The following is a 24853-nucleotide window of genomic DNA, read 5'->3' on the forward strand; positions in this document are numbered from 1 at the left end:
TGTGCCGTATCGCGTCCGTGGCGATAGCGTTCCCTCGCGGGGCCCTCCCGGCATCGACGGTATCGATGATAGATAACTTCACCCAACCCTTAATTGATATAGGAACGATGAACAGTCAATGACTGCGTGTGACCTCGGGGACCTCGTGCTCCTAGCCCTCCACGAGTGCCACCCCGGAGACGAGTCGGAGTCCGCTCTCGGCACGCCGAGTCGGACGATCGCCTCCGCCGTCGGCCTCGAGGATACGCTGGCGTCGCGGCTTCGTCTCGCTTCGACGCTGTCGACGCTCGAGTGCGAGGGACTCGTCGTCGCCGACGACGGGGCCGACGGCGAGACCGAACGCTATCGGCTCACGGACGCGGGCCGACAGCGGGCTGCCGACCGCCGCGATCAGTTCGCGCCCGAACGGGTTACCGTGGTCACCGCAGACGAGCGCCGCGAACTCCCGCTTCGTGCGGTTTCCGAGCAGTACGACGTATCGCTCGTGACAGCACTGTCCATGCGCTCGCCCGACGGAACCGTTTACCTCGAGTCGGATCTCGAGCCCGCGTTCGTCGGACGCGAGGGCGAACGCGAGCGGCTTCACGGAGTTCTCGAGCACGCCGACGCGGGCGCGCTGTCGGTCGCACTGGTCGCGGGGGAACCCGGGATCGGCAAGACGACCCTCGTCGAACGACTGTGTGCGGACGCCGACGACCGGGGATTCGAGACGGCGATCGGCCGCAGTCGGCGCGGCGGCGGCGGCCCTTATCACGCGTTCAGAGACGCGCTCGACACGGGTCAGGACGACAGCGCCGGTCAGACGCCGTTGCCGTTTCCAGCCGCCGAGCCGACGCCGGCGGCTGCGCACGACGAGGAGACGTACGAGACGCAACTCGCAACCTTCTACGACGGCGTCACCGACTGGCTCGAGGACCGGGCACGCGAGCGGCCACTCGTGGTCGTCCTCGAGGACCTTCAGTGGGCCGACGCGGCGACGGTCGACCTGCTCGAGCACGTCCTCGAGACCGTCGATGACGTTCCGCTCGCCGTGATCTGTACCTGCCGTGCGAGCGCGCTCGGATCGGACGCGTTGGCGGCGATTCGCGAGCGCGCCGAGTCCGCCGAAACGGGCGTTCGACTGGAACTGGGGCCGCTCGGTTCCGACGCGATCACCGACCTCGTCGAACGCCACGTCGGCCGGCGCGGCGTCCCCGAGACGTTCGTCGATTCGATCGCCGAGGAGACGGGCGGCAATCCGTTGTTCGTCAGCGAGACCGTCGAAAACATGCTCGAGGACGGGACGATCGATCCGACACACGACTACTATCCCGAACACCCCGACGACGTCGTCGTCGCCGACGTCGTCCAGACGACGATCGGAACTCGTATCGAGAGTCTTGAGGCGGAGACTCGCACCGTGCTCGAGGCCGGCGCGGTCATCGGCGAGGTCGTGCCGATCGAACGGCTCCGCGTCGCGACCGGCGACGCAGAGTCGACGCTGCAAGCGCACGTCCGCCGACTTCTCGAGGCGCGACTCTGGCAGCGAGCGGACGATTCGACATATCGATTCGCGAGCGACGTCGTCCGTTCGGTCGTCATCGACACGATCGACGACGAGCGCTCGGCGCGACTTCATCGAACGCTCGCCGACGCGATGGCCGACGAGGACTCTCGGGCGTCCCACGCGACGATCGCCTACCACTACGCCCAGGGCGACGAGCCGGGATGTGCACTCGATCACTGGATAACCGCCGGGGATCGGGCGCAACGTCTCTACGCCCATGCGGACGCCGTCAAGTGGTACGAACGAGCCCTCCCGATCGCTCGCGACCTCGAGCGAGACGAAGCCGTGCTCGAACTTCTCGAGTCCCTGGGCGACGTTTACTACACGCGCGGCGAGTACGACGCGGCGGACAGGCACTTCCGATACATCCGAGACCGGACGGATAATCCGGAACGAACCCGTCGGACGTACCGCTATCAGGCGCGAGTTCGCTTCGAACGCGGCGAGTACGAAGCGACCGAACGGTACGCGTCGGCGGGTCTCGACGTCGGCAGCGACGACGTGACGACGGAGGTCTGCTGGCTGCACGACTACCACGCGAGCGCTCACATGAAACGCGGAGACGTCGAACAGGCGCTCGAGGGGTTTCGCACCCAACGGACGCTGGCCGCACGGATCGAGGACGACCTCCTGCTCGGGCGGGCCTCCCAGAACCTGGGGACCTGTTACATGTTACAGGGAGAGATGGACCGCGCCATCGAGCACTACGACCGGGCGGTGTCCCTGCTCGAGACGGCCGGCGACGACCGCGAACTCGCCCGCTGTCTGAACGATCTGGGAATCACGTACTACCGACAGGATCGACTCCGACTCGCCCGGGAGACGTTCCAGCGGAGTCGCGATCTGGCGGCGAAGACCGGTAGTTCGCGGGTCATGCTCCTCGCGTTGAACAATCTGGGGCTCGTCGCTGGATTGCAGGCGCGATGGGACGAAGCGGAGACCGCACTCGAAGCGGTCTCCGAAATCGCCACGCGAGTGAACAACGACGAGGTCAACGGGATCGCCATCGCGAAACTGGCACTCGTCGACAGAGAGCGCGGCCACCTCGAGGAGGCGCTCGACAGGCTCGAGCGTAGCCTCGAGATCATTCGGGAGGCTCGCGATTCCTATCACCGTTCCAAGTACCGGCTCGCTCTCGGGAGCACCTACCTGCAGATCGGCGATTTCGACCGTGCGGCCGAACAGATCGAGCGCGGTATCGATCTGGCGGTCGAACACGAGTTCTCGGCGTGGCACGCCAACGGCCTGAAGGCGCGGGGGATTCTCGAGCGCGAACGCGGTGATTTCGAGGCGGCGCTCGAAGACCAGCGGGCGGGGCTCGAACGCGTGACCGCGCTCGATAGCGAACGCGATATCGCGATTCACCGAACCGAACTCGCCGAAACGCTGTGTCGGGCCAGGAACACTGACGGGCACGGTACCGACGGCGACGGTACCGACAGGGCACAGCAGGCCCTCGAGCAGAGTCAGGCCGCTCTCGAGACGCTTCCCGACGGGTTCAGACTCGCCGCGGTGACGGCTCGAATCGTCCGCGCCGGTGCCCTCCGGCGGACCGGCGACGTCGTCGAGGCTCGCACGGAACTCGAGTCGATCTACGGGGAATCCGCCGACGTCTCGAACGAAGCCGCGCTTCGATGTCTGCGAGAACTGGGCGCGTGCCGGTTGGAACTGGGCGATGACGAGGCGGGTCGCAACCGGCTGCAGGAGGGACGCGAACTCGCGATCGAAACCGGTGCGACGCTGTTCGTCGATCAGTTCGACGAGCGTCTCGAACGCGCTCGGGGACCGGACCGCGATTTCGCCGCTCCAGAACGTCTCGAATCGACGGGCGAGACCGGCAAATCTAGGGACCCCTCACTCTGATGGCGTTCTGAGCGTCACGACGAACCGAGTGCCACCGAGCGGTGAGTCCTCGACGGTGAGATCGCCGCCGTACCCGTCGGCGATTCGTTTGGCGAGGTGCGTCCCGAGCCCCGATCCTCCCGTCTCGCCGGCGGTTTCGCCGCGCTCGAGGATCGAGTCCTGCCGGTCCGAAGGGATGCCCTGACCGTCGTCGTCGACGGCGACGCGAACTGTCGGCTCACACGCCGTCGCGGTGATCCGAACCACGGAGCCCTCCGAGTGGACGAGTGCGTTCTCGATCAGATTCGAAAACAGCTCCGTGAGCAGCGTTCCGGCCGAGACAGTTACGTTCGCGTCGACCTCGACGCAAACCTCGAGTCCGTTCCGTTCGGCCAGGTCGTCGTGTCGAGCGGCGCTCTCCTCGAGAACGGGAACGAGGTCGACCGGGCGGACTGCTTCGTCCGTTTCCAGGCGGTTGAGCGTCTCGACGTTCTCGACGAGATCCATCGCGTCTTCGATCCCTCCGACGGCATAGTCGAGGTACTGCCGTTCCTGCTCGGTGAGCGCCGGCGATTCCGAGAGCAACTCCAGATAGCCGTAGGTGACGGTGAGCTTGTTGTTGAGGTCGTGGCGCAACAACGAGTGGAGAAACGCTGCGCGCTCTTCGGCCGCCACGCGCTCGCTGATATCAGTCGCGACGCAGACGATCCCCTCGATTGCGCCGTCGTCGTCTCGCAGGACTGACGCCGACAGACTCGTCGGAATCGTTTCGTCGTCCGCGGTCACCAGCGCGGTTTCGAACTCGGTGACGTGGTCCTCTCGAATCAGCGTCTCGACGAACTCTTCGGCGCTGACCGCCGCCGACCCCTGGGGGTTCCGGTGGTCGTCGACCAGAATGTGATCGATCGGTCGCCCCTCGAGCGACTCCCTGTCGTAGCCGAGCACGTCGGTTACGGCCGCGTTCGTCATCCGAATGCGCCCGTCGGGGTCGAGTTTCACCAGCACGTCGACCATCGTGTCCATCACGTTCTCGAGATCCGCCGTCCGCTGGCGGACGCGCCGCTCGAGTTCATCGCGTGAGAGCAGCGTCAGTTCGTCGCGGCTGTCCGAACTGGGCTCGTCCATCACTGCTGCAATCGAGATGACGATAGTTAAATATCGTGGCACGTCCGGCTGCGTGATGCGATCGGGCCCGGCTCGTTCTACAGGCGGGGAAGGCCAAGGGGGTCCACGGACCGGGGTGGTTCCCGACGGTCCTCGAGCCGCGCGGCTTCGCGGCACGATCGGTGGGACTGGCTACGAGCCTGTCGATCGGCGCCACGAGATCGCGTTGCGGTCCGAGAGCGATTGAGGGGGCGCGTACGTGGGCGGCGATATCGCCGATTCCGTCCCCGTGTCACTCGAGGTCCAGCGTCGCCGCACACGCTGGACACTCGAACTCGGCGTCGTCCGCGCTCGAGATCCGCATGTGGTCGCACTCGCAGTCGGGGCACGCGACGTTGCGGTCGTCCAGCACGGGAATTCGCGCGATGCGGATGTCTTCGGTTTTGCGGGGCGCGCCGAGGGCGAGCGCGACGACTCGGTCATCGCCGGCGTTTCGTCCGGACTGGAACTCGCCGGGAGGGAAGCGGACGACCTCGTTTTCGCCGACCGTCACCTCGATGTTCGTGTCGCCCTCGCCGGTCCACGTCTCGAACGTCGCTTCGCCCTCGAGGACGACGAACACCTCTTCCTGATCCATGTGGGCGTGAACCGAGCCGCTGAACCGCTCGCCGGGCTCGAGGACGTAGCGCGTGATCGCGACGCCGTCGGCGCCGAGCGGGTCGGTCAGGGAACGGCGGTCGGCGTGGAGGTCGTCGTACGGTTCGGAGTCGATGTCGTCGATCGCGACGTGCTCCATACCGTCGGATCGATCCGCCGGCACAAAGAATCCAGCTCCGGACACCGCTCACCGCGAAGTTTTATTGGGGCTCTGCTGGTCCGTCGTCCATGGTCACGTCACCGCGAACCAACCTTCTCCGACGGACGCTCGAGGACGACGCCGTCGCGTTGGGCATCCTCGAGAACGCGTACGACCCGACGCTGGTCGAGTTCTACGGCGAACTCGGGCTGGATTTCGTCTGGATCGACCTTGAGCACGCCGGCCCGAGCCCGTTCGACGGCGATCGACTGGAAGACCTGCTGCGGGCGGCGAACGTGACCGGGACGGAACTGCTCGTGCGACTGCCCGAGCCCGATCCGGGGATGATTCGGAAGACGCTGGACGCCGGCGTTCGGTCCCTGTTCGTCTCGCGGATCGAAACCGCCGACGAGGTGCGACGGGCGGTGGAAGCGTCCCGGTTCGAGTACGACGGTGGGCCAGGCAAACGCGGGTTCGCGAGCCCCCGCGCGAGTCGGTGGGGGACGACGGACGACTACGCGACAACCGAAGACGAGCAGATCGTCGTCGGCGTCACGATCGAGAACCCGACGGCGGTGGGGAACCTCGAGGAGATTCTGGCGGTTCCGGGACTGGGCTTCGTCTTCGCCGGCCCGCTCGATCTGGCCGTCTCGACGGGTCATCCCGGGGAGCCGACTCACGAGGAGGTCGAGGAGCACGTCGAGCGGATTCGGGCGGCTGCCCTCGAGGCCGACGTTCCCCTCGGCGGGCTCGGTTTCGGGATGGACGACGTCAACGAGAAGGCAAGTTCGGGGTATCAACTGCTGAATTTGGGGAGTACCACCGGTGCGCTGCAGGGCGTCGTGCGATCGTGGTTCAACGAGTACGAGGGGCAGGGAGCGACGGGAGGGGGATCGCCGTAGGCCGGAGGCCGTAGGTGCGCGGGGACACAGCGTCGAACCGCCGCGCTGAAATCCGACGGTTTTAGCGGCCGGAGCCTATCAGGATCGCACATGTTCCACGGCGAGGAGTTCTGGCTCGTGCGCTTTCTTTTCCAGCGGGGACTCGCGGCGCTGTTCCTGCTCGCCTTTCTCGTCGCGGCGTTTCAGTTCCGGCCGCTGGCCGGCGAAGACGGTCTGTTGCCCCTCGAGTGGTACGCCGACGGCGCCTCGTTTCGCGAGCGGCCGAGCCTCTTTTATTTCGTGCCGAGCGATCGGGCGATCGGTATCGCGGCCTGGACCGGCGTCGCGCTGTCCGCGCTGGCGCTCGTCGGCGTCCCCTACTGGCTGCCGGAGCCGTATCCGACGCCCGTTTCGATGGTCCTCTGGGCGACGATGTGGCTGCTCTATCTGTCGTTCGTCAACGCCGGCCAGACCTTCTACGGCTACGGCTGGGAGTCGATGCTGCTCGAGACGGGCTTTCTCGCGATCTTTCTGGGAGCCGGCGCGGTCTCGCCGCCGGTGATCATCTTCCTGCTGTTGCAGTGGGTGCTCTTCCGCAACATGTTCGGAGCGGGGCTGATCAAGATCCGCGGGGACGACTGCTGGCGCGATCTGACGTGTATGGACTACCACTACGAGACCCAGCCGATTCCGAACCCCGTGAGCTGGTACGCCCACCACCGATCGGATCGCTTCCATCGCCTCGAGACCTTCGGAAACCACGTCCTCGAGCTCGCGATTCCGTTTCTCTACTTCGCGCCGCAGCCCGCGTCGGCGCTTGCCGGTCTGGCGACGATCGGCTTCCAGGGCTGGCTCGTGGTCACCGGGAACTTCGCCTGGCTAAACGCGCTCACGATCGTCCTCGCGATCGCGACGTTCAGCGACGGGGTTCTCGAGGCCGTCCTCCCCGTCGCGTCGCCCGAAACGGTGGCGACGCCGCTGTACCTCGAGGGCGCGGCGATACTCGTCGCAGTGATCGTCGTCGCCATGAGCATCCGCCCCATCGAGAACATGCTGTCGGAGAGCCAGACGATGAACACGGCGTTCGATCCACTGCACCTGGTGAACACCTACGGCGCGTTCGGCTCGGTGACGCGGGACCGCTACGAGGTCGTCATCGAGGGGACGACGGACGACGTGATCACCGACGAAACGGAGTGGGAGGCGTATCGATTCGCGGGCAAGCCGACGGCTCTCGAACGCCGGCCGCCACAGATCGCGCCGTATCACCTGCGGCTGGACTGGCAGCTCTGGTTCGCCGCCATGGCGCCGTCGCCGCGTCGTCACCCGTGGTTCTCGCGCTTCCTGGCGAAGCTGTTAGAAGGGGACGAGAAGACGCTCGGGCTGGTGGCCGAGGATCCGTTCGCCGACCGTGAGGACGGGCCCGAACACGTCCGAGCGACCCGATACCGCTACCGGTACACGACGCCCGAGGAGCGCGCCGAGACCGGGGACTGGTGGCGCCGGGAGCGCGTCGGTTCGTACGTCGAGCCGGTATCGCTCGAGGAGCTTCGGCTTCGGGAGCCGGCGCTGTGAGGTATGGAGTCCGTGAGTCCACCAGTGAATGGTTATCGCAGTCGGTATCAGTCGTCCTCGTCGGACTCCCGCCTGACCGGCGGCGTCTTCGACATCACCTGGCCCCACTTGTCGCGGTTGTCCGCCACTTGCCGGTAGGTCCGTTCGCGAAAGCGCTCGTAGTCCTCGAAGTTTCGGAGGAACCCGAGGACGTCGCCGACGGGGGTATCGCTCCCGTATCGGCGCAACGCCTCCTCGATCGACGCGCCACAGGAGTAGACCTCGTCGTCGGTCACGACGTGCGAACACTCCTCGTAGTACTCGGGCAGCTCCTCCCGGAGCTCGGGGTATTCGGAGAGGTCGCTGAACCCCACGATGCGGAGGTCGGTTCGGCCGTCGAAGTAGTCGGCCCACCACGTGCAAAAGCCGCAATCGTCATCGTAGACGAGCGTTGGCTCGGGCATAGCGAGCCCTACGGGCTCGAGGCACTAACCCCTGTCTCGCCTTCGCCGGCTGTGAGAAGGGAGCGAAGAGGGAAGGCCGGGATACTTGTCTCGGCCCGTCGAAACGGAACGCATGGAGCGGTTCGTCCAACTGATCGTCGCCGGCGGCGTCGTCCTCGTCGGTGCGCTCTGGCTCGTCGCTCTTTTCGACCGGGGCTCGATTCTGTGGATCGTCGGCCTCGTGCTCGCGGTTCTCGGGAGTGCGGGATTAGGTGCCGGGATTCTGTGGGAGCTCGAGACTGACCTCGTGGGGTAACCTGCGGGCGAAACCTCCCCGTTCGGCCCGACCGTCTCGTTTCGAAAGCCCTCCTCTCTCCCGCCCGGCGGTTGAGGCGTGGCGGCAGTCTGATCGCCGGGCGACCCCTCGACACGCCAGAACATTATTGAGGAGTCTCCCGAATGCGAACCCATGAGTAGCGCGGCCCGGCCGCTCTCCGAACCGCAGGTGCTCGCCCACACCAAACAGCGGCTCTTTCCGGCCGAGGGCGACAGCGATAGCGGGGGCGACAGCGAACGCAACGGGCCGTCGTACGTCGTGGCCGACACGCAATTCTCGAAAGACGAGTGGCTCCCCGGCCAGCCCGTCGATCCGGCGGTTCGGGACTGTCTCGCGCCGTTCAACCGCGTCCAGATCGGCGGCGGCTATCCGGATCTCGTCGGCGTTCGGAACCTCGAGTCCGATCTCCTCGCGGTTGATCGGGTCGGCGACGAGCCGCCGTTGATCGCCATCGAAGCGAAAGGAGAGACGAGCGGCGGCGTCGACACCCAGCTCGGGATCGTCCAGGCCTACGACCGGCTCCACGAGGCCAACGCAGCGTACGTCGCCGCGCCGACGACGGCGATTACGGAGACCGATCGGACGCTCGCGCGGGAACTGAACGTCGGCGTGCTGGGCGTGGCTGCCGCCGGCGGAGTGGACGCCCTCGAGGTCCCGCGGGTCGTCGGCAACCGAACCTCGAGCGAGGCGACGGCGTTACGGTTTCAGGCCGGAGCGCAGGGCGTCGCGAACAAGTCCTTCAGTCTGAACCACCCGAAGAACTACCTCGGCTATCCGTTGGCCCACTACGCGGACGGCGATACCGGCGACCTGCTGTCGAAATACGAGGTGGTCAACGCGGCGGATGCGTCCAGACAGGGCGCCGCGTTTCTGGGCCTGATCGAGGACGGTGCCGGAGTGGCGTTGACGTCGCTCGGTCAGGAAGTAGTCCGCTTCGGGACGGCCCGATGTGGCTCGGTCGAGGCGGCACTGGCCGAGTTCGAAGACTGGTACCGGTCGCGAAAACGCTTCATCGAGGTCGCGCCGGCGTGGGGTCAACTGGCCCGTCGGGTGGTGTTCGAGTACCCGGCGACGGAGTTACTCGTCACCGAACTTCAGACCATGCACGACGACTGGCAGCCCGAGCCCTCGCTCGTGGACTTCCTCGAGCACCTGCACGCGTTGCACCCGACGTTTACCGTCGAACTGTTCATCCGCGGCGACGACGACGTTCGGCGTCGGGTGCTGACCGAAGACGGTGAACTTCGGTCGGAAGCGCTCGCGGATGGGAACGTGTTCCACTCGCCGACGGTGTTCCAGTTGAAGGCAATGCTGTACCACACGGGGATCGTGACCGAACGCGGGGCAGAGCCGAACCGGCTCGATCCCCTCGAGGACGTCTGGGCGCTCCGGGAACCGGTGTAACGGATGACGCGGGTACCGACTCGTCCGAAAACAGCGGATGTCCACGGTAGCCGATTATCCCGGCCGTCCACACCCCGTTCCTTTTTCACGCTGTTCGGACACTAGTCGGCATGACACGCGGCCTGGAGCCGACGGAGGAGTACGACGGCTCGATCACGGTGCGGCTTCTGACGGACGAATCCAGGACGGAAGAGCTCAGCTGCTCGTCCTACGAAGACGCGATCGAACTCGTCAAACGGCACCGGGAGTCGGTTACGGTGGCCAAGATCGTGGCTCGAGACGACGCCGTCGTCTTCACCTCTGCCGAGATGGCTATCGACGACTGGGAGCAGGCCTGGAAGCGGGAAAAACGTCGGCTCTCCGTCCACGTCGAACCCCACGACTGCCCGCACGACAGCATCTCCTGTTTCGCCGACGATCTCTGTCTCGACTGCCAGATCGACGCGGTGAGAGACCGGGACTGATTTCGGCTCCTGTCTTCGTCACGTCGTCTTCTCGAGTGGCCGTGTTAGCAACGCGGTATCGATCGCGATGAAGGTGATTTACACAAGGTCGATAATTCGATAGGAAAACAGTCCACTGTGCTACTCGACGATGCAGTCTTCTCCTGCAAAACGACGCTATGCCGACCGACCGCTATCCGTAACGCCCCGCGAACCACCGCTCCCGATCGTCACCGGCTCGAGTGAAATCTCGAGCGCGCTTCCGGATTGTTCGACGACGACCGTATGGCCCGCGTACTCGAATTCGAGAGATGTAAACCCGCTACTGGACGAACAGAGGGAGTTGAGGAGGTCGGGATCGATGACGTTATAGAGCGGGTCGAGTTCGAGGGGATCCGTCCCGATTGTCCGGGATACAAGGTCGATAACGGCCATACTCGGCTGCTCGTCGTCGCCTACGGTTACTGTCGTCGAACTGTGTGAGTTCATAACTGGTGGTGTCGGGAGCGGGAGTAAAGAAAATGACCCAATATTTCGGAACGGGTCCGACAGGCAAAATTACAGTCCAATCGGACAGAGTGTTGCCGCCGGCGCTGTGATCGCCTTGCAGAAACGAGTACAACCACTCATATACACATTTCGGTATCTGTGGCTCGGTTCTGCCCCTTTTGATGTCGTCAATCCCGGCGTTGAACCTCGTGTCGACCGAAACCGTACCGGAGTCGGTTCGCCAGCCGTCGCGAAAACCGACCGTCGTCGGCCCGCGAGCCGAACCGTTCGCTAAGTGCCGTGTAGATCAACGGCAGCGGCACCTCTTGTTCGAGTCCCTCCTGGACGGTCCACGTTCCCGTCGAACCGCCCTCGATTCGATCTGCGACATCGCCCAGATCAGAGCCCTCCTCCCGGAACGCCTCCTCGCAAAGTTCGAGCAGCCACGAGCGGATCACTGCGCCGTTATTCCAGACCGACGCGACGTTCTCGAGGTCGAGGTCGTAGCGCCCCTCGTGGAGCAGTTCGAACCCCTCGCCGTAGGTCTGCATGAGCGCGTACTCGACGCCGTTGTGAACCATCTTCACGTAGTGGCCCGACCCCGCAGGCCCCATGTGTTCGTGACCAGCAGGGCCCGTTGCGACGGCGTCGAATACGGGCGTCACCTCCTCGTAGGCCCACTCGGGTCCGCCGACCATCAGCGAGAAGCCGAGCTCGGCACCCGCGGGCCCGCCGGAGGTGCCACAGTCGAGATACGCGGCTGGACAGCGCTCTGCCCGGCGCACGGAGTCCTCGAAGTAGGAGTTCCCGCCGTCGACGACGATGTCATCCGAGTCGAGGTGGGCCTCGAGTTCCTCGAGCGTCGCGTCGACCGCTTCGCCCGCGGGGACCATGAGCCAAATGCGTTTCTCCTCGCCGAGTCGATCCGCGAGGTCGGCGATCGAGTCGGCCGGCCGTGCGCCCGCGTCGGCGGCCGTCGCGACGGCTTCCGGCTCGAGATCGAAGGCGACGACGTCGTGACCTGCCTGGAGGGTTCGATCGACGACGATCTGTCCCATGCGTCCGAGTCCGATTACGCCCAGTTGCATGCGTGTCACTCGGCGGGGGTGAGAGGTAGTGGTTGTGATTTGTGGGCCGCACCCGCGGCGACACCGCGGACTCCCGTCGGAAGATGCGATGGAAGGTCACGCACCGTCGGTAGACGCCATCGAACGTCCTCGAGCGATGCCACTCGCGGAGAATCGCTCTTGATCTGCACTCAGAACGGTCGAGAAACGCTGACTCGAGCAATTGGGAGTGTTCGCTCACCACGCAGTGTCGCTGCTACTCCCGCCGGAACACTCGATCGGACGAGCACTGGATCGATATCGATCCGCACCCGCGTTAGCTGTTGCTGTAGTGAAGCGGCTCCTCGAGTCGGGCCCAGCCGATCGCGTCGAGGACGACGATCTGCTCGTTGTAACGGATGTAAACGCCGTTGTACTCGCTCCCGTCGCCGTCGTAGTACGGCAACGAGCCGCGGACGGTGTCCACGACGGACCAGGCACCGTCGCGCTCGAGGGTGACGTGTTCCCATTCCTCGCGCGCGTCGTTGCGAACGGCGCGGTTGATTGCGCGTCGCGCGCCGGGGATCTTCCCCAGTCGCTGAGAGGTGATGTCGACGACGGTGGCCTCCGCGGGGACCTCCCCGCGTCCGATGACTCGTGCACCGAGATCGGCCTTCGATTTCGACGGGCTGCGTTCCCGTGTTCCCGAGCGAAGTACGTATCCAGCAGCAGCCGCCGTTCCGACAGCCAGCAGCGACAGCGCCATTTCTTTACCCCTAATCATCATGGGAGTACGTTACAGTAACTGATCAAGTATCTTTCGCAAGAATGTTTCCTTCTGAGAGATCTGTTGCTGAAATTCAAATTCGCTAGTACCTTCTCAAACGTCGACTGATGTGCGAAATGGCCACTCACCGCATGACCCGGTCATGAGTTCGGGTTCGGAACGCCGCTAGAGGAGTCGAGCCACGTTCGACGTAAGCATCCCACCGATCACGAGCAATAGGAGACCGACGATCGCTGCCGCTCGATAGAGCGACAGCACGTCCCCTGCCGGTTCGCGCAGTTTCTTGCCGTTCAACCCGGCCTCGAATCGCTTTGCACCGATCTCGACGAGCGCTGCCATCACGGCCCAGAGCACGACCATCGCGAGCACGAGTTGGCCGTTAATCGTGTTGAAGAGGCTCTCGGACGTGTATCCCGTTCCGGCGAGGTGGCCTCCCGAGAGCAGCAAGACGAGGGCACTCACGCGCGAAACCGTCGTGAGTTTCCCCGAGATGACTTCGAGCGGTTTCGTCGTGTTGAACGCGCCATCTCTTGCGAGCGGTAAGACGACGAACGCGACGTAGAAGACGCTGCCGGCCCAGATTGCGGCGAAGATGAGGTGGATCGTCTGGGCGAAGAACGTATCAACCATACCGAGTTCCTTGGAGAGCGGCAGTATCAGCGTTCCGACTCGCGGCGACGAGGTCATGCTGTTCAGTCTCGGAGAGTATCCGTCATTGGGCCGCTCAGCGTCGGGGATTGGACGCCATTGGGCTGTTCAGTCTCGGCATTGCTGGATACCAGGTGTGGTGGCCCATCACTCGAGCCAGTCGGGAACCCACGCGACCAGCCGTCGGCGGAGCAACGCGTAGGCGAGCGAGACGGCGACCCCGCCGAGGACGACGGCCGCGATCCAGCCCTCGAAGACGAGCAATGCGGGGACCGCGAGGGCGACCGCGAGCGCGGCGTCTTCGGGCGCGCCGTCGTAGCGGATCCAGCGCCGTGGTCGAATCCACCGGCCGCGAACGTGGTCGTAGACCGCACGTTCGCTGCGGTCCTTCCAGGGGTCCATCTCGGGTCCGCCGCCGATCGAATCGCTGACGGCGTGGAGCCACGCGGCGACGGTAAACGCCGCGAGTCCGGCGGTGAGACTCGAGGGAGCAACCAGCGCCAGTCCGACCGCGGGAACGGCGACCGCGGCTCCGGCGACGGGGAAGTGAAACGTCCGCCGGTGGGCGAACACGAGGTCGAGATCGGGTGCGAGTCCACCCGCGATCGCACCGATCGCGAGCGGAAGCGCCACCTCCGGAACCGCGTACGCAACGGGGGCGACGACAGCGAGTCCGGTAAACACGTGGGTAGTCGCCATCATCGGCTGACGGAGGCTACGTCGCCGACCGACAAAACGGACGCGAACGGGTGCGGCGTTCGCCGCTTCTCGAGTTCGCGATCACAACACGGAGTCGTTCGTCGCCGTCGCCGTCCGCTGTTTGCGAACGAGCGAGATAACGAGCGCCGTGACGAGCCAGACCGTCGTGAACGCGAACAGGACCGGCCCCATCCGTCCGAGCGTGCCTTGCATCAGCGCGAACAACACTTGATAGCCGAGAACTCCCGTTAGGAGGACGAACAGCGGAACCGAAACGACGAGTGCGAGCCAACCGGCGCGTTTTCTCCGCGCCGCCGGCTCGTAGCCACACGACGGACAGCGGACGGCCTCGCAGGCGATTTCCGTGCTACAGCGGCTACAGGGCCCCGTCTTCGCCATACTACCCTGTTATTTTTGAAATAACAATACGGTAACGGTTTCGTTACTCGAGGTTCTCCCGCTGGTAACTCCCGTCGTAGACGCCCTCGTGGTCGGCTTCCGCGAAAACGAGCTGGGCGATCCGGGCGTCGCGTTCGATTTCAATGTCGTGATGGACCTGCAACAGTCCTTCGCCGCGACCCTCGTAGCCCGCGTCCCAGACCGCCGTGTTCAGCATACAGGAGTTGCGCATCAGCGAGGAACGAGGGTAGACGAAGCCGATGTGTCCCTCGGGGATCCGAATCTGTTCGTTGTACCGGGCGACGTAGACACCCTCCGGCAGATAGTAGGTGTCGGGATCTTTCTCCTCGAGTTCCTCGAGGGAGCGAGCGACGCGGTCGCCGATCTGTTTGCCGTCCCGGCCGATGCGACCGGGCTCGAGCTGTTCGAAGACGACATCGAGCGTGAGATCGACGCCGTTGGGCTGAATCTGGTCGTCAGCCGTCGGCGAAACGTGCTCGGCGACGAAGGTGCCGGAACGGAACATGTGTTGGCAACGCGGCGGCACGGAGAAAAGCGTATCCGTTCTCGACGTCCGTTCGGGACGGTTTCGAGTATCACACCGGTTGTGAAACGGAATTTTCTCGTAACGTACGCGGAACAGTTGTCCGGACTGTTGTCTGTCCATTTACGTGGCAAGAATTATGTGAAAAGTACTGCGTTTACGAGAGAAAATTCGGACTCCCCTCATGGAAACACGCTGGATTTATGGCGACGGAAAGCCGACTTTTGGGTGCTATGGGACAAACTCTCACCGAAAAGATTCTCGACGACCACCTCGTCGAGGGCGAACTCGAGACCGGCGAGGAAATCGGGATCGAGATCGATCAGGTACTCACCCAGGACACGACCGGAACGATGGTCTGGCTCCAGTTCGAAGCGATGGGACTGGACGAGGTCCAGACCGAAATCGCAGCCCAGTACTGCGACCACCAGACCTACCAGTTCGACTTTAAGAATACCGACGATCACCGTTTCCTCCGCTCTGCAGCCGGTACATACGGCGCTTATTTCTCTCGTCCCGGTAACGGCATCTGTCACAACGTCCACCGCGAAAACTTCGCCGCACCCGGCAAGACGCTGCTGGGATCCGACAGCCACACCCCGACCCCCGGTGGCCTCGGCGAACTCGCCATCGGCGCCGGCGGTATCGACGTCACCGTCGCCATGGGCGGCGCACCGTACTACATCGAGATGCCCGAGATCGTCAACGTTCGCCTCGAGGGCGAACTCCCCGACTGGGCCACCGCAAAGGACGTCATCCTCGAGATGCTGCGCCGACTGAGCGTCAAGGGCGGCGTCGGCAAGATCCTCGAATACACCGGTCCGGGCGTCGAAACCCTGACCGCACCCGAGCGGATGACGATCACCAACATGGGCACGGAACTCGGCGCAACGACGTCGATCTTCCCGACCGACGAGCAGACCGAGGACTACCTCGAGCGCGTCGGCCGCGGCGAGGAGTACGTCGAACTCAAGCCCGACGACGACGCCGAGTACGACGACGAGATCGTCGTCGATCTCTCCGACCTCGAGCCGCTGATCGCACAGCCCTCGATGCCGGACAACGTCGTTCCCGTCAGCGAAGTCGAAGGCGAATCCGTCGAGCAGGTCATCGTCGGCTCCTGTACGAACGGCGGCTACGAGGACATCCTCCCCGTCGCCAAGATGCTCGAGGGCCGCGAGACCTCCCTCGAAACCGAGACAATCGTCGCCCCCGGCTCCAAGCAGGCCTCCGAGATGCTGGCCCGCGAGGGCTGGGTCGCGGAGATGATGGCCGCCGGCGTCAACTTCTCCGAGGCGACCTGCGGTGCCTGTATCGGCATCGGTCACGTACCCGCATCCGACTCCGTCTCGCTGCGCACCTTCAACCGCAACTTCGAGGGTCGCTCGGGTATCGAAGACGACAACGTCTACCTCTGCTCGCCGGAGGTCGCCGCCGCCGCGTCGCTCAAGGGCGAAATCATCGACCCGCGTAACCTCGCTGACGAACTCGACGACCTCGAGGCACCCGGTGTCGAGCTTCCCGACGAGTACGACGGCTCCAAGACGGACCTCATCGAACCCGAAGAGGCCGTCGACGACGAACTCATCAAGGGTCCGAATATCGGCGACGTCCCGCTGAAGGACCAGCTGGGTACCGATATCTCCGGCGAGGCGCTGCTCAAGATGGAGGACAACATCACGACCGACCACATCATTCCTGCGACCCAGGACATCCTGATGTACCGGTCGAACGTCCCCAAGCTCTCCGAGTTCACCCTGAGCCGCGTTGACGACACCTTCGCCGAGCGCGCGCTCGAGGCCGACGGCGGCTTCCTCGTCGCCGGCGAGAACTACGGCCAGGGCTCCTCGCGCGAACACGCCGCCCTCTGTCCGATGTACCTGGGCATCGAGGGCGTCCTCGCACAGAGCTTCGCACGGATCCACCGCGCGAACCTGTTTAACTTCGGGATCGTCCCGCTGACGATCGACGAAGAGACGTACGAGAACATCGATCAGGGCGACGAGATCGAGATCGTCGACGACGTCTACGAGGCCGTCACCAGCGGACAGGAGGAGTTCACCGTCCGCGTCGGCGATGACGAGTACACCGCAACGCTCGACGCCTCCGAACGCGAGCGCGCAATCCTCGCCGCCGGCGGCAAGCTCTCCTGGACGAAAGAGCAGGCCGAAGGCGACAGCGGCGCCGCGCCCGCCGACGACTGATCGGCTCACGAGCCTTCGAGACGCCGTTTTTTCGTTTTTTGGCTTTGGCATGATGAACGCAGTAGTCGTGACTGCATCCGAAACGACCAGCGACACGTCCGCGAGGTTCTCGAGTGCGGGATTCCCCACCGCGAGTGACACGAATATATTACCGATGCCATTCGTACAGCTTGGATATGGACGAGACATCGCGCGACTTCCTCGTCGAACTGCTCGAGACGCCGTCGCCGTCGGGGTACGAAACCCGCGGTCAGCGCGTGTGGCTGGACTACGTCGAGCGGTTCGCGGACGACGTACGGACGGACGCCTACGGAAACGCCATCGCCGTTCACGAGGGCGACCCCAACGCGCCCGAAGTGGTCCTCACCGGTCACGCCGACGAGATCGGTTTCATCGTCAAATCGATCGACGAGAACGGATTCGTCAGACCTGGCCCGATTGGCGGCAGCGATCCGTCGGTCTCGCAGGGCCAGCACGTGACGATCCACGCCGCGGACGGTCCCGTCGAGGGGGTCGTCGGACAGACGGCGATCCATCTCCGTGAGGACGGCGACGACGACCCCGATATCTCGGATCTCTGGATCGATATCGGGGCCGAAGACGAGGACGAAGCCGCGGAGCGTCTGGCAATCGGCGATCCGATCACGTTCTCGTCGACGGTCTCCTGGCTCTCGGAGACGCGCCTCGCCGCTCGCGGGATCGACAATCGCGTCGGGACGTGGGCTGCCGCCGAGGGCTTCCGGGAGGCCGTCGAGTCGGGCACCGAGGCGACCGTCTACGCCGTCTCGACGGTCCAGGAGGAGGTCGGGATCAAGGGGGCCCAGATGGTCGGTTTCGACCTGGAGCCGGACGCCGTGATCGTCGTCGACGTCGGTCACGCGGTCGACTACCCCTCGGCACCGAGCGAGAAGACGAGTAAAATGGAACTCGGCGCCGGACCGGCGCTCGGCCGAGGGAGTACGAACCACCCGGTGCTGTTCGAGGCGCTGCGGTCGGTCGCCGACGATCGCGGAATCGACGTGCAGGTCGAGGCGCTCGGTCTCGGCACGGGTACGGACGCCGACGGCTTCTTCACCGCCGCCGGCGGGATTCCGTCGCAGGTCGTCAGCGTCCCCAATCGGTACATGCACACCCCCGTCGAGCTGATCGACACCGACGACCTCGAGGCCGTCGCGACGCTACTCGGCGGGTTCGCAACAAGCGCGCGCGAGTTTGCCCCGTTCGCGGTCGATATCTGAGCCGCGGCATCCGGCCCTCGGCGCTCGCAAACCGGTACCGACATCCGACCGGAGCCGATAGCTCGAGCGAATGCCGACTCGCGGATACGAAAATAAGGGCTATCAGCGGCTGTTCGATCAGGACGGATTGACCTTCGGTGCCGGCTTTCCGCTGACGGGCGCGAATCGGTCGATGCCGGACGTCGCCGCCGAAATCGAACTCGCGAAACACGCCGAAGCGCTCGGCTTCGACGGCCTCTGGGCTCGAGACGTGCCGACCTACTGGCCGAAGTTCGGCGATGCCGGCCAGACGTTCGACACGTGGCCGTGGCTCTCACACGTCGCGGCCCACACCGACGATATCGCGCTCGGCACCTCGAGTATCGTCCTCACGCTCCGCCATCCGATCCACGTCGCGAAATCCGCGGCGACGGTCGACCGGCTTTCGGACGGCCGGCTCGTACTGGGCGTCGCCTCCGGCGATCGCGACCCCGAGTACCCCGCCTTCGACGTCGACCGCGAGGAACGCGGCCGGCACTTTCGCGAGAGCGTCGACGCGCTCCGTGCGGTCTGGCGGGAGGAGTTCCCGAAACTCGAGGGGCGGTGGGGCACTCTCGAGGGCGACCTCGACGTTGTTCCGGAACCCACCGAAGAAACGATTCCGCTGTTGCCGACCGGTAATTCGCGTCAGTCTCGCGAGTGGATCGCCGACCGCGGCGACGGCTGGCTGTTCTACCACCTGCCGGAGTCCACCCTCGAGAGCTATCTGGCGGACTGGCGCGAGGCGACGACCGACAAACCGTTCGCAATCGCGGTTCGGGTGGAGTTGGCCGACGATCCGACGGCCGATCCGGAGCCATTACACCTCGGCTTCCGGGCCGGCGTCGAGTGGTTTCGGGAGTACTTCCGACGACTCGAGGGGTACGGCCTCGATCACGCGATCGTCGGGATCCAGAACGACGACCGGGAGGCGGCGCTGTCGACGTTCGCCGAGGAAATTATGGATCGACTGTAGGGACGGGTTCATCCGGGACCTGGGCAGCCGAACCTTCGACTTTAACCTGGTACCCGCCGCTCGTCTCTCAGGGTTAGCGCCGAGTTCCCTCGACGCGAGCGCTGAACCCGCCGCCGAGCACCTCGAGCGTCGCGCCGCTCGGTTGCCCGCGCTCACCCTCGAGGCTCGCTGGCGACTCGGTCTCGTACAGGAGGAGTTCGACGTCGGTTCGGTCGACCGACGGCGGGTCGTCGAACGAGACGGTGAGACGGTTCGGTCGTCGGTGTTCGATCGTACCCGCGTGTTCGGTGCCGTCGATGACGGCGGTCACCGACAGCGCTTCAGCGTCCGTGAAGTCGAGTGCCGCGGCCGGTTCGGCGTCCCGGTAATCGAACCGGAGCGCCTCGAGCCCGGGATTGGGAACGGTCACGGTGTCGAGCAGCCAGCGGTGTTCGACTGCGCCGTCCGTTCGCTCGCTCTCTACCAGCGCTCTCTCGACGGTGAGCCCGCGGTTCTCGAGCGTCAGTTTTCGACCGGCGTCGATGCGCGTGTCAGCCCCCTCGGCGGTGATCTCGACGGCTCCGGTCACCGCCGCACTCGCGGTTGAAGCCTCCGAGCGCGGATCGATTTCGACGGTAACGTTCGCGATCCGCTCGCCGGGCCCAACCTTCTCGTTCCCGTCACCCCCGACGAGCAGTCGCCCACCGTCGACGACGGCCCTGTCGTCGGCCGCATTGAACCGAAACGCATCGGCCTCGAGAACGAGCGAGACCGGCACCGAGCGCTGATTGACGATGTCGAACGTCGCGGGTGCCGGTGTCGATCGCCGCTTGCCGTCGAACGGCGGGCCTGCGGTTTCGAGTCCGTCCTCCGTCACCTCGAGCGGTAGTGTTGCGCCGTTGCTGGCGTCGGCGGACGCATCGGCGCCGTCGCCGTCGCCGGCGCTCGAGAATTCGAGTGCGTCGGCGGCGAGGACGCCGCTCGATCCCGCGATCAACGCCAGTGTCCCCCGTCTCGTTCGGTTCATTGCTACTCGGTTGCAGTGCGTTCAGTGGGACGGAGCGGAGGCCGCTACTGGATCGATGTTCGCTGACTGCGTGGTCTGCGGTCGTCGGCCTGATCGATCCGTACCGTGGGCGAATTCGACGACGGTGGTCCTCCCCCTGTCCCCGGCCGCGATCCTGCCCATCGCCGAAGGCAAGGCTGCCGGGATACCGTCATAACGGCCCCTCCCCAACCCAGTTGCCCGCACGACGTATCAAAAAAGAACTCAGTGACCGGTTAAAAAGCTGCTGAATTGACACTCTCGGCCCGAACGGATGTGGAGTCATCCGGTCTTAGTTGGGGCGAGTTACCCCTCATTCGGCCTACTGGACGTCAGTACCGGCGCACCCACAGCTGTCGTGGTTGCACCGGTCAAACGGTACAACAGTTCGTATTAGCTACCGTCGCTACTGATGATCGCTACATACCCTGTCCCGAACTATTTCAGTCGGAACTCCCGTCGTCTCGCCCGTCTCGCTCGCCCCGCTCGGCTCGATCGCGCAGTCGTCGCTTCTGTCGGCGCTCGGTCACGTGATCGACCCCATCGGCCAGTTCTTCCCGGACATCGTCCTCGAAGGCGTCGACCTCCTCGAGAAACTCCTCTGAGAACTCCTCGACGAGTTCGAAGGTCCACTGATCGCTGATCGCACCCGACGGGAGGTGGTCGTCTCGGAGTTCGTCCGCCCACTCGTCGTGCCCGGCCTCACGGAGCGCGTCTTCGGCGTCGCTCATCCGATCCATCGCGTGGCCGAGTTCGTGGTGGAACTCGAGCAAATTGCCGTACGCTCGGTAGACGTACTCGATACCGAGTTGCATATCGTGGAGGGCGTCGGCTTCGGCGTCGCTCAACTCGAGGTCGTCGGGATCGGTCGTCATAGTCCGCAGACCACGGGCACGACAAAAGTAGTTTCAGGGGCGGCAACGGGTGCCGACTCTCGGCGTGTTCGGGCTTTGTATCCGAAGCGTCGAAACTAATTCTACCATTGCCGTTGGTTATCCGATCGTCGATCGGGCCGAAACGTTATCGTTGATCGGATCTCTAGGATGGCGTGAACGCGATGGCGATACTCGACGACCTCTCGGGCTACGAGTTCGAGGACCTGATGGAGGACGTGTTCCGAAACCTCGGCTACGAGAACGTTCGTCAGTCGCGCCGGACGGCCGACGAGGGCCGGGACATCCTGATGGAGGAGGTCGTCGACGGCCGGCGACGAGCGATCGTCGTCGAATGTAAACACACGGCGACCGTGGGCCGGCCCGACATCCGGAAGCTCCACTCGGCGGTCGAGACCTTCGAGTACGACGGCCCGGTTCGAGGCATGGTGGTGACCTCCGGCCGCGTTACCGACCCCGCTCGCGAGTACGCGCAAAATCTGGGTTCTAGACGGGCCGGCGGGATCGAACTCCTCGACGGGCGAGCGCTCCGGGAGATCGGCGAGGAAGTCGGCGCAGACCTCTACAACGGCCGGATCGAGATCCTCTGCGAAGAGTCACTTCGGCCGACCCACCCCACCGCGGGCCGGGACGTCCCGGTCTTCGAGGCCGCCCGCGAGATCGCCAATCTCGAGCCCGCGACGGTGCCCACGCCCGAGACGACCGTCGAACTCGAGCCGATGGTGACCGTCCACGCGCAAACGAGCGCCACGTTCGAGACCGGCGTCGGCGTCGTACACAGCCTGGACGAGACGAACGACCTGGTGATCCGCGCCGGTCGGGAGACCCCGCGGATCGCGACGGGCGATCTCAAGGACCTCGTCGCGAACCCGTCGGCACCCCGGATCGAGCTCAAGGAGCGCGACCTCGAGGACACCTTCGACGCGGTCGAACGCACGCGTTTCAGCCGAACCGAGACGACCTACAAGCAGTGGGCAATCGACCGGCTCCAGCAGGTCCACACGACGACGGTCGAGTATACGGGCGGGAACAACGTCGACTACGAGAAGACCTGTACGCCCCGTGTCTCCGACATCTCGATCTGGACGATCGATCCCGTCTACGTGCCACACGTCAGTTCGACGTTCTCGCTCGGCGAGTACGACTATCGGTACGCCTACTACGCCGCCGGCCCCTCGCGGTCGACGACGACGAACGACCTTTCCCGGTGCGTTCACTGCGAGGGCGACGGCGCGGGTGCGAACGAGACGTACACCCACTGTGACAACTGCGGAAGCATCAACTGCGGCGACCACATCGAAACCGAGCGCCTCGAGGGGGAGCCGGTCTGTACCGTCTGTGCAGTGACCGAATCGTTCGCGTTCGACACCAAGTACTTTTACGACGAGGCGAACCTCGAGGCCTTCCGCGAGGAGTACGCGGCCATGCCGATCAGCGAGAAGGCGCGAGAGAACGTCCCGCTCGCCGTCGGGGCCGCCCTCTGTGTGGTGCTCGTAGCGTTGCTCGTGGTGGGATCGGTCGTCCTCGTCTAGTTCGTTGTGCGTTCGGTGGCCCCGCTGGCCTGTCTCCGGTCGAATACCGACACCGAACAAAGTCAGTAAAAAAGCATTTATCGCTCAAATGTGAGCCCACGCACAGGATGGTCCCTTCCGTTCCCACGCTCCGCCAGTTCCTCCTCTCTCCGGCCGCGTTTTTCGAGGAGCGGCCGCCGGCCGAAACGCTCCCGATCGCGGCGGGTATCGTGGTCCTCTTCGCCGTGAGCCTCGTCGTCTCCCTCGTGTTGATCGGGTCGATGCTCGCCGGGGCAGTCGACGCGACGGTGACGATGGACAACCCGGACCGGCCGCCCGGACCGATCTGTGACCACCACGAGGGCGCTTCGGACTCGATCCTGAGCGAGAACTGCGACGAACCCGAGACGATCGAACGCGACGCCGGCGCGCTGGTACAGGAGGCGATACACGACTACCTCTGGATTGCGCTGATCGGCCCGTTCGTCCTCTGGCTCGGCGGCGGCGTCGTCTTGTACGCCGCCGGACGGCTCGCGGGCGGGACGCCGTCGTTCACGGGGACGCTGGCACTCGCCGGCTGGGCCGCGCTTCCGGAGCTGTTCCGACTCGCCGTCGGAGTGGTCGCGATACGGGTCGCCCTCTCGAGTCTGACGATCACCGACCTCGACAAAGCGGCCGACGCGCTCGAGGCGGCGATGGCGCCGATAGATCCCGTCTTGCTGGTCGCCTCGCTCGTCACGGTCGCCTGGCAGTGGCACGTGCTTACCGGCGGACTCTCTCGAGAGGCGGCCCTCTCCCGGCGAGCGGCCGCCGTCGCCGCTGGCGTCCCGTTGGCGCTCTACGCCCTCGTCACCGTCGCGTAGCGCTTTCGTCCGGTCGCCGTTTCCCCGTTCACGGCCGGCGGCTCACTCCAGGACGGCTTCGACCGCGTCCATCGCCCGATCGACTTTTTCGACCTCGGCGTTGTACCCCATGTGACCGAGCCGAAGAATGTCGTCTTCCAGTTCGCCGAGCCCGGTCGCCAGAACGATATCCGTCTCGTCCGCGACCCGTTGCTGGACTCGCTTCGCGTCGCCCGGCAGGTGAAACGCCGTCACCGTCGGCGAACTCCGCTCGGGATCGGGATAGCGGTCGAGCCCGAGTTCTTCACCCCGCTCTCGACACCGCTCGGCGGCTTTCGCGTGCCGATCGAAGGTGGCCTCGAGACCGTCCTCGAGCGCCAGATCGAGCGCCGCGTCGAGGGCGGCCACGTTCGCCGGGAGATGGGTGTAGGGAAAGCCGTCGGAGACGTCCCGCCACGGAAGGAAGTTCGTGTACAGCGAGGACGGCTCGCGCTCCGCCATCGCCTCCCAGGCTCGATCGCTGATCGCGGCGGTCGTCAGCCCCGGCGGCGCGCTGAAACACTTCTGGGAGGCCCCGAGACAGACGTCGATTCGGTCGGTCGGCACTGGCGTGCCACCGAGCGACGAGACGGCGTCTACGACGCTCAACACGTCGTGTTCGTCGAGTAGATCCAGTACGGGACCCATGTCGTTGAGCGTCCCGGTGGGCGTCTCGCAGTGGACCAGCGTCGCGACTTTGAACGGCTCGCCGGCGGAAGCCGCATCTTCGAGGGCCGCCTCGACGGCCTCGAGATCGTAACCCTCGTCGTACGGCGCGGAGACGAGTTCGGCGTCCCCGTCGGCGGCGTCGACGAAGTCGGCGAATCCGTCGCCGTAGATCCCGTTCGAAACGCAGAGCACGCGGTCGCCGGGCGCGACCAGCGACGTGATCGCCGCCTCGAGGCCGAGAATGCCCTCGCCGCCGAGAACGACGACGTCGTGTGACGTCTCGTACACCGTCGCGAGTTTCTCACAGGTCTCGTCGTACCGCTGTGCAAACGCGGTTTCGACGTTCGGATTCGGTTGTTCCTCGGCCATCGCTTCTCTGACCGCCGGCGGGACGGTCGTCGGTCCTGGGGTGAACCTCATGCTAGGTCATGCGAATCGATGGCATTAGCCGGTTGCGGTTGCGACGACCGCGTGCCA

24 protein-coding genes are annotated in these 24853 nt (G+C 65.0%); 11 read left to right on the forward strand and 13 right to left on the reverse strand.

All coding sequences use genetic code 11. The features are described 5' to 3' along the window. The first annotated feature begins 118 nt into the window (after window positions 1-118). On the forward strand, window positions 119-3409 hold the full coding sequence (locus tag GS429_RS21200) for an ATP-binding protein (RefSeq protein WP_160067939.1): 3291 nt from the start codon (window positions 119-121) through the stop codon (window positions 3407-3409). Here the strand turns inward: GS429_RS21200 and GS429_RS21205 are convergent. After that, on the reverse strand, window positions 3401-4513 hold the full coding sequence (locus tag GS429_RS21205; protein WP_160067941.1) for a PAS domain-containing sensor histidine kinase: 1113 nt from the start codon (window positions 4511-4513) through the stop codon (window positions 3401-3403). The genes GS429_RS21200 and GS429_RS21205 overlap by 9 nt on opposite strands. Before the next feature lie 271 nt (window positions 4514-4784). Continuing rightward, window positions 4785-5288 carry a cupin domain-containing protein gene (locus GS429_RS21210; protein ID WP_160067943.1) on the reverse strand — a complete coding sequence of 168 codons (504 nt, stop codon included), beginning with the start codon at window positions 5286-5288 and terminating at the stop codon, window positions 4785-4787. 89 nt (window positions 5289-5377) lie between these two features. On the opposite strand from GS429_RS21210, the gene GS429_RS21215 reads away from it, so the two are divergent. Both GS429_RS21215 and GS429_RS21220 read left to right on the forward strand, forming a co-directional pair. Next, complete coding sequence (locus tag GS429_RS21215) at window positions 5378-6190, forward strand: HpcH/HpaI aldolase family protein (protein ID WP_160067945.1); 813 nt, start codon at window positions 5378-5380, stop codon at window positions 6188-6190. Between the two features lie 90 nt (window positions 6191-6280). Beyond that, window positions 6281-7744 (forward strand): lipase maturation factor family protein, encoded by a 1464-nt coding sequence (locus GS429_RS21220; protein ID WP_160067947.1) that lies wholly within the window; start codon window positions 6281-6283, stop codon window positions 7742-7744. 47 nt (window positions 7745-7791) lie between these two features. On the opposite strand, the gene GS429_RS21225 is transcribed toward GS429_RS21220, so the two are convergent. Continuing rightward, window positions 7792-8187, reverse strand: a complete 396-nt coding sequence (locus tag GS429_RS21225) for a thiol-disulfide oxidoreductase DCC family protein (RefSeq protein ID WP_160067949.1) — start codon at window positions 8185-8187, stop codon at window positions 7792-7794. A 112-nt stretch (window positions 8188-8299) separates the two neighbouring features. Between GS429_RS21225 and GS429_RS21230 the strand changes: the two genes are divergently transcribed. The 3 genes from GS429_RS21230 to GS429_RS21240 all read left to right on the forward strand — a co-directional run bounded on the left by GS429_RS21230 (window position 8300) and on the right by GS429_RS21240 (window position 10371). Continuing rightward, window positions 8300-8482, forward strand: coding sequence for a hypothetical protein (locus tag GS429_RS21230; RefSeq protein ID WP_160067951.1), 183 nt, complete (start codon window positions 8300-8302; stop codon window positions 8480-8482). Between the two features lie 153 nt (window positions 8483-8635). Further along, window positions 8636-9907 carry a hypothetical protein gene (locus GS429_RS21235; RefSeq protein ID WP_160067953.1) on the forward strand — a complete coding sequence of 424 codons (1272 nt, stop codon included), beginning with the start codon at window positions 8636-8638 and terminating at the stop codon, window positions 9905-9907. A gap of 110 nt (window positions 9908-10017) precedes the next feature. Then, window positions 10018-10371, forward strand: a complete 354-nt coding sequence (locus GS429_RS21240; protein WP_160067955.1) for a hypothetical protein — start codon at window positions 10018-10020, stop codon at window positions 10369-10371. Between the two features lie 156 nt (window positions 10372-10527). Here the strand turns inward: GS429_RS21240 and GS429_RS21245 are convergent, their stop codons facing one another. From GS429_RS21245 to GS429_RS21275, 7 genes are all read right to left on the reverse strand, one after another. Further along, a complete protein-coding gene (locus GS429_RS21245; protein ID WP_160067957.1) occupies window positions 10528-10839 on the reverse strand; it encodes a HalOD1 output domain-containing protein in 312 nt (103 codons plus the stop codon). A gap of 188 nt (window positions 10840-11027) precedes the next feature. Further along, entirely contained in the window at window positions 11028-11927 is a 900-nt protein-coding gene (gnd, locus tag GS429_RS21250) for a phosphogluconate dehydrogenase (NAD(+)-dependent, decarboxylating) (RefSeq protein ID WP_160067959.1), read from the reverse strand. Between the two features lie 295 nt (window positions 11928-12222). Beyond that, complete coding sequence (locus GS429_RS21255; protein ID WP_160067961.1) at window positions 12223-12672, reverse strand: hypothetical protein; 450 nt, start codon at window positions 12670-12672, stop codon at window positions 12223-12225. 165 nt (window positions 12673-12837) lie between these two features. Then, window positions 12838-13302, reverse strand: coding sequence for a copper resistance protein CopD (locus GS429_RS21260; protein WP_160067963.1), 465 nt, complete (start codon window positions 13300-13302; stop codon window positions 12838-12840). A gap of 165 nt (window positions 13303-13467) precedes the next feature. Further along, window positions 13468-14019, reverse strand: a complete 552-nt coding sequence (locus GS429_RS21265; protein ID WP_201294066.1) for a metal-dependent hydrolase — start codon at window positions 14017-14019, stop codon at window positions 13468-13470. Window positions 14020-14100: 81 nt separating this feature from the next. Continuing rightward, window positions 14101-14418: a hypothetical protein gene (locus tag GS429_RS21270; protein ID WP_160067967.1), complete on the reverse strand. Its 318-nt coding sequence runs from the start codon at window positions 14416-14418 to the stop codon at window positions 14101-14103. Between the two features lie 43 nt (window positions 14419-14461). Further along, window positions 14462-14944, reverse strand: a complete 483-nt coding sequence (locus tag GS429_RS21275; protein WP_160067969.1) for a deoxyuridine 5'-triphosphate nucleotidohydrolase — start codon at window positions 14942-14944, stop codon at window positions 14462-14464. Between the two features lie 251 nt (window positions 14945-15195). Between GS429_RS21275 and GS429_RS21280 the strand changes: the two genes are divergently transcribed. From GS429_RS21280 to GS429_RS21290, 3 genes are all read left to right on the forward strand, one after another. Next, a complete protein-coding gene (locus GS429_RS21280; RefSeq protein ID WP_160067971.1) occupies window positions 15196-17166 on the forward strand; it encodes an aconitate hydratase in 1971 nt (656 codons plus the stop codon). 176 nt (window positions 17167-17342) lie between these two features. Next, entirely contained in the window at window positions 17343-18404 is a 1062-nt protein-coding gene (locus GS429_RS21285) for a zinc-binding metallopeptidase family protein (protein WP_160067973.1), read from the forward strand. Between the two features lie 70 nt (window positions 18405-18474). Continuing rightward, on the forward strand, window positions 18475-19398 hold the full coding sequence (locus tag GS429_RS21290; protein WP_160067975.1) for an LLM class oxidoreductase: 924 nt from the start codon (window positions 18475-18477) through the stop codon (window positions 19396-19398). 73 nt (window positions 19399-19471) lie between these two features. Here GS429_RS21290 and GS429_RS21295 read toward each other — a convergent pair whose 3' ends face one another. Together GS429_RS21295 and GS429_RS21300 are read right to left on the reverse strand one after the other, a co-directional pair. Continuing rightward, the gene (locus GS429_RS21295) at window positions 19472-20404 is read right to left on the reverse strand and encodes a hypothetical protein (RefSeq protein WP_160067977.1); all 933 of its coding nucleotides are present in this window, start codon (window positions 20402-20404) and stop codon (window positions 19472-19474) included. Window positions 20405-20865: 461 nt separating this feature from the next. Continuing rightward, window positions 20866-21297 carry a hypothetical protein gene (locus GS429_RS21300; protein ID WP_160067979.1) on the reverse strand — a complete coding sequence of 144 codons (432 nt, stop codon included), beginning with the start codon at window positions 21295-21297 and terminating at the stop codon, window positions 20866-20868. Window positions 21298-21479: 182 nt separating this feature from the next. On the opposite strand from GS429_RS21300, the gene GS429_RS21305 reads away from it, so the two are divergent. Together GS429_RS21305 and GS429_RS21310 are read left to right on the forward strand one after the other, a co-directional pair. Further along, window positions 21480-22847, forward strand: coding sequence for a restriction endonuclease (locus GS429_RS21305; protein WP_160067981.1), 1368 nt, complete (start codon window positions 21480-21482; stop codon window positions 22845-22847). A 107-nt stretch (window positions 22848-22954) separates the two neighbouring features. Next, on the forward strand, window positions 22955-23689 hold the full coding sequence (locus tag GS429_RS21310; RefSeq protein ID WP_160067983.1) for a YIP1 family protein: 735 nt from the start codon (window positions 22955-22957) through the stop codon (window positions 23687-23689). Between the two features lie 42 nt (window positions 23690-23731). Here GS429_RS21310 and GS429_RS21315 read toward each other — a convergent pair whose 3' ends face one another. After that, entirely contained in the window at window positions 23732-24796 is a 1065-nt protein-coding gene (locus GS429_RS21315; RefSeq protein ID WP_160067985.1) for a pyridoxal-phosphate-dependent aminotransferase family protein, read from the reverse strand. Window positions 24797-24853: the final 57 nt, after the last annotated feature.

It is taken from the genome of Natronorubrum halalkaliphilum, assembly GCF_009834785.1.
GTDB classification, from domain to species: domain Archaea; phylum Halobacteriota; class Halobacteria; order Halobacteriales; family Natrialbaceae; genus Natronorubrum; species Natronorubrum halalkaliphilum.

Bases quoted from the DNA above. Each gene is read 5' to 3' on its own strand.
- GS429_RS21200 (WP_160067939.1), top strand. From the start codon at position 119: ATGACTGCGTGTGACCTCGGGGACCTCGTGCTCCTAGCCCTCCACGAG.
- GS429_RS21205 (WP_160067941.1), bottom strand. From the start codon at position 4,513: ATGGACGAGCCCAGTTCGGACAGCCGCGACGAACTGACGCTGCTCTCA.
- GS429_RS21210 (WP_160067943.1), bottom strand. From the start codon at position 5,288: ATGGAGCACGTCGCGATCGACGACATCGACTCCGAACCGTACGACGAC.
- GS429_RS21215 (WP_160067945.1), top strand. From the start codon at position 5,378: ATGGTCACGTCACCGCGAACCAACCTTCTCCGACGGACGCTCGAGGAC.
- GS429_RS21220 (WP_160067947.1), top strand. From the start codon at position 6,281: ATGTTCCACGGCGAGGAGTTCTGGCTCGTGCGCTTTCTTTTCCAGCGG.
- GS429_RS21225 (WP_160067949.1), bottom strand. From the start codon at position 8,187: ATGCCCGAGCCAACGCTCGTCTACGATGACGATTGCGGCTTTTGCACG.
- GS429_RS21230 (WP_160067951.1), top strand. From the start codon at position 8,300: ATGGAGCGGTTCGTCCAACTGATCGTCGCCGGCGGCGTCGTCCTCGTC.
- GS429_RS21235 (WP_160067953.1), top strand. From the start codon at position 8,636: ATGAGTAGCGCGGCCCGGCCGCTCTCCGAACCGCAGGTGCTCGCCCAC.
- GS429_RS21240 (WP_160067955.1), top strand. From the start codon at position 10,018: ATGACACGCGGCCTGGAGCCGACGGAGGAGTACGACGGCTCGATCACG.
- GS429_RS21245 (WP_160067957.1), bottom strand. From the start codon at position 10,839: ATGAACTCACACAGTTCGACGACAGTAACCGTAGGCGACGACGAGCAG.
- gnd (WP_160067959.1), bottom strand. From the start codon at position 11,927: ATGCAACTGGGCGTAATCGGACTCGGACGCATGGGACAGATCGTCGTC.
- GS429_RS21255 (WP_160067961.1), bottom strand. From the start codon at position 12,672: ATGATGATTAGGGGTAAAGAAATGGCGCTGTCGCTGCTGGCTGTCGGA.
- GS429_RS21260 (WP_160067963.1), bottom strand. From the start codon at position 13,302: ATGGTTGATACGTTCTTCGCCCAGACGATCCACCTCATCTTCGCCGCA.
- GS429_RS21265 (WP_201294066.1), bottom strand. From the start codon at position 14,019: ATGGCGACTACCCACGTGTTTACCGGACTCGCTGTCGTCGCCCCCGTT.
- GS429_RS21270 (WP_160067967.1), bottom strand. From the start codon at position 14,418: ATGGCGAAGACGGGGCCCTGTAGCCGCTGTAGCACGGAAATCGCCTGC.
- GS429_RS21275 (WP_160067969.1), bottom strand. From the start codon at position 14,944: ATGTTCCGTTCCGGCACCTTCGTCGCCGAGCACGTTTCGCCGACGGCT.
- GS429_RS21280 (WP_160067971.1), top strand. From the start codon at position 15,196: ATGGGACAAACTCTCACCGAAAAGATTCTCGACGACCACCTCGTCGAG.
- GS429_RS21285 (WP_160067973.1), top strand. From the start codon at position 17,343: ATGGACGAGACATCGCGCGACTTCCTCGTCGAACTGCTCGAGACGCCG.
- GS429_RS21290 (WP_160067975.1), top strand. From the start codon at position 18,475: ATGCCGACTCGCGGATACGAAAATAAGGGCTATCAGCGGCTGTTCGAT.
- GS429_RS21295 (WP_160067977.1), bottom strand. From the start codon at position 20,404: ATGAACCGAACGAGACGGGGGACACTGGCGTTGATCGCGGGATCGAGC.
- GS429_RS21300 (WP_160067979.1), bottom strand. From the start codon at position 21,297: ATGACGACCGATCCCGACGACCTCGAGTTGAGCGACGCCGAAGCCGAC.
- GS429_RS21305 (WP_160067981.1), top strand. From the start codon at position 21,480: ATGGCGATACTCGACGACCTCTCGGGCTACGAGTTCGAGGACCTGATG.
- GS429_RS21310 (WP_160067983.1), top strand. From the start codon at position 22,955: ATGGTCCCTTCCGTTCCCACGCTCCGCCAGTTCCTCCTCTCTCCGGCC.
- GS429_RS21315 (WP_160067985.1), bottom strand. From the start codon at position 24,796: ATGAGGTTCACCCCAGGACCGACGACCGTCCCGCCGGCGGTCAGAGAA.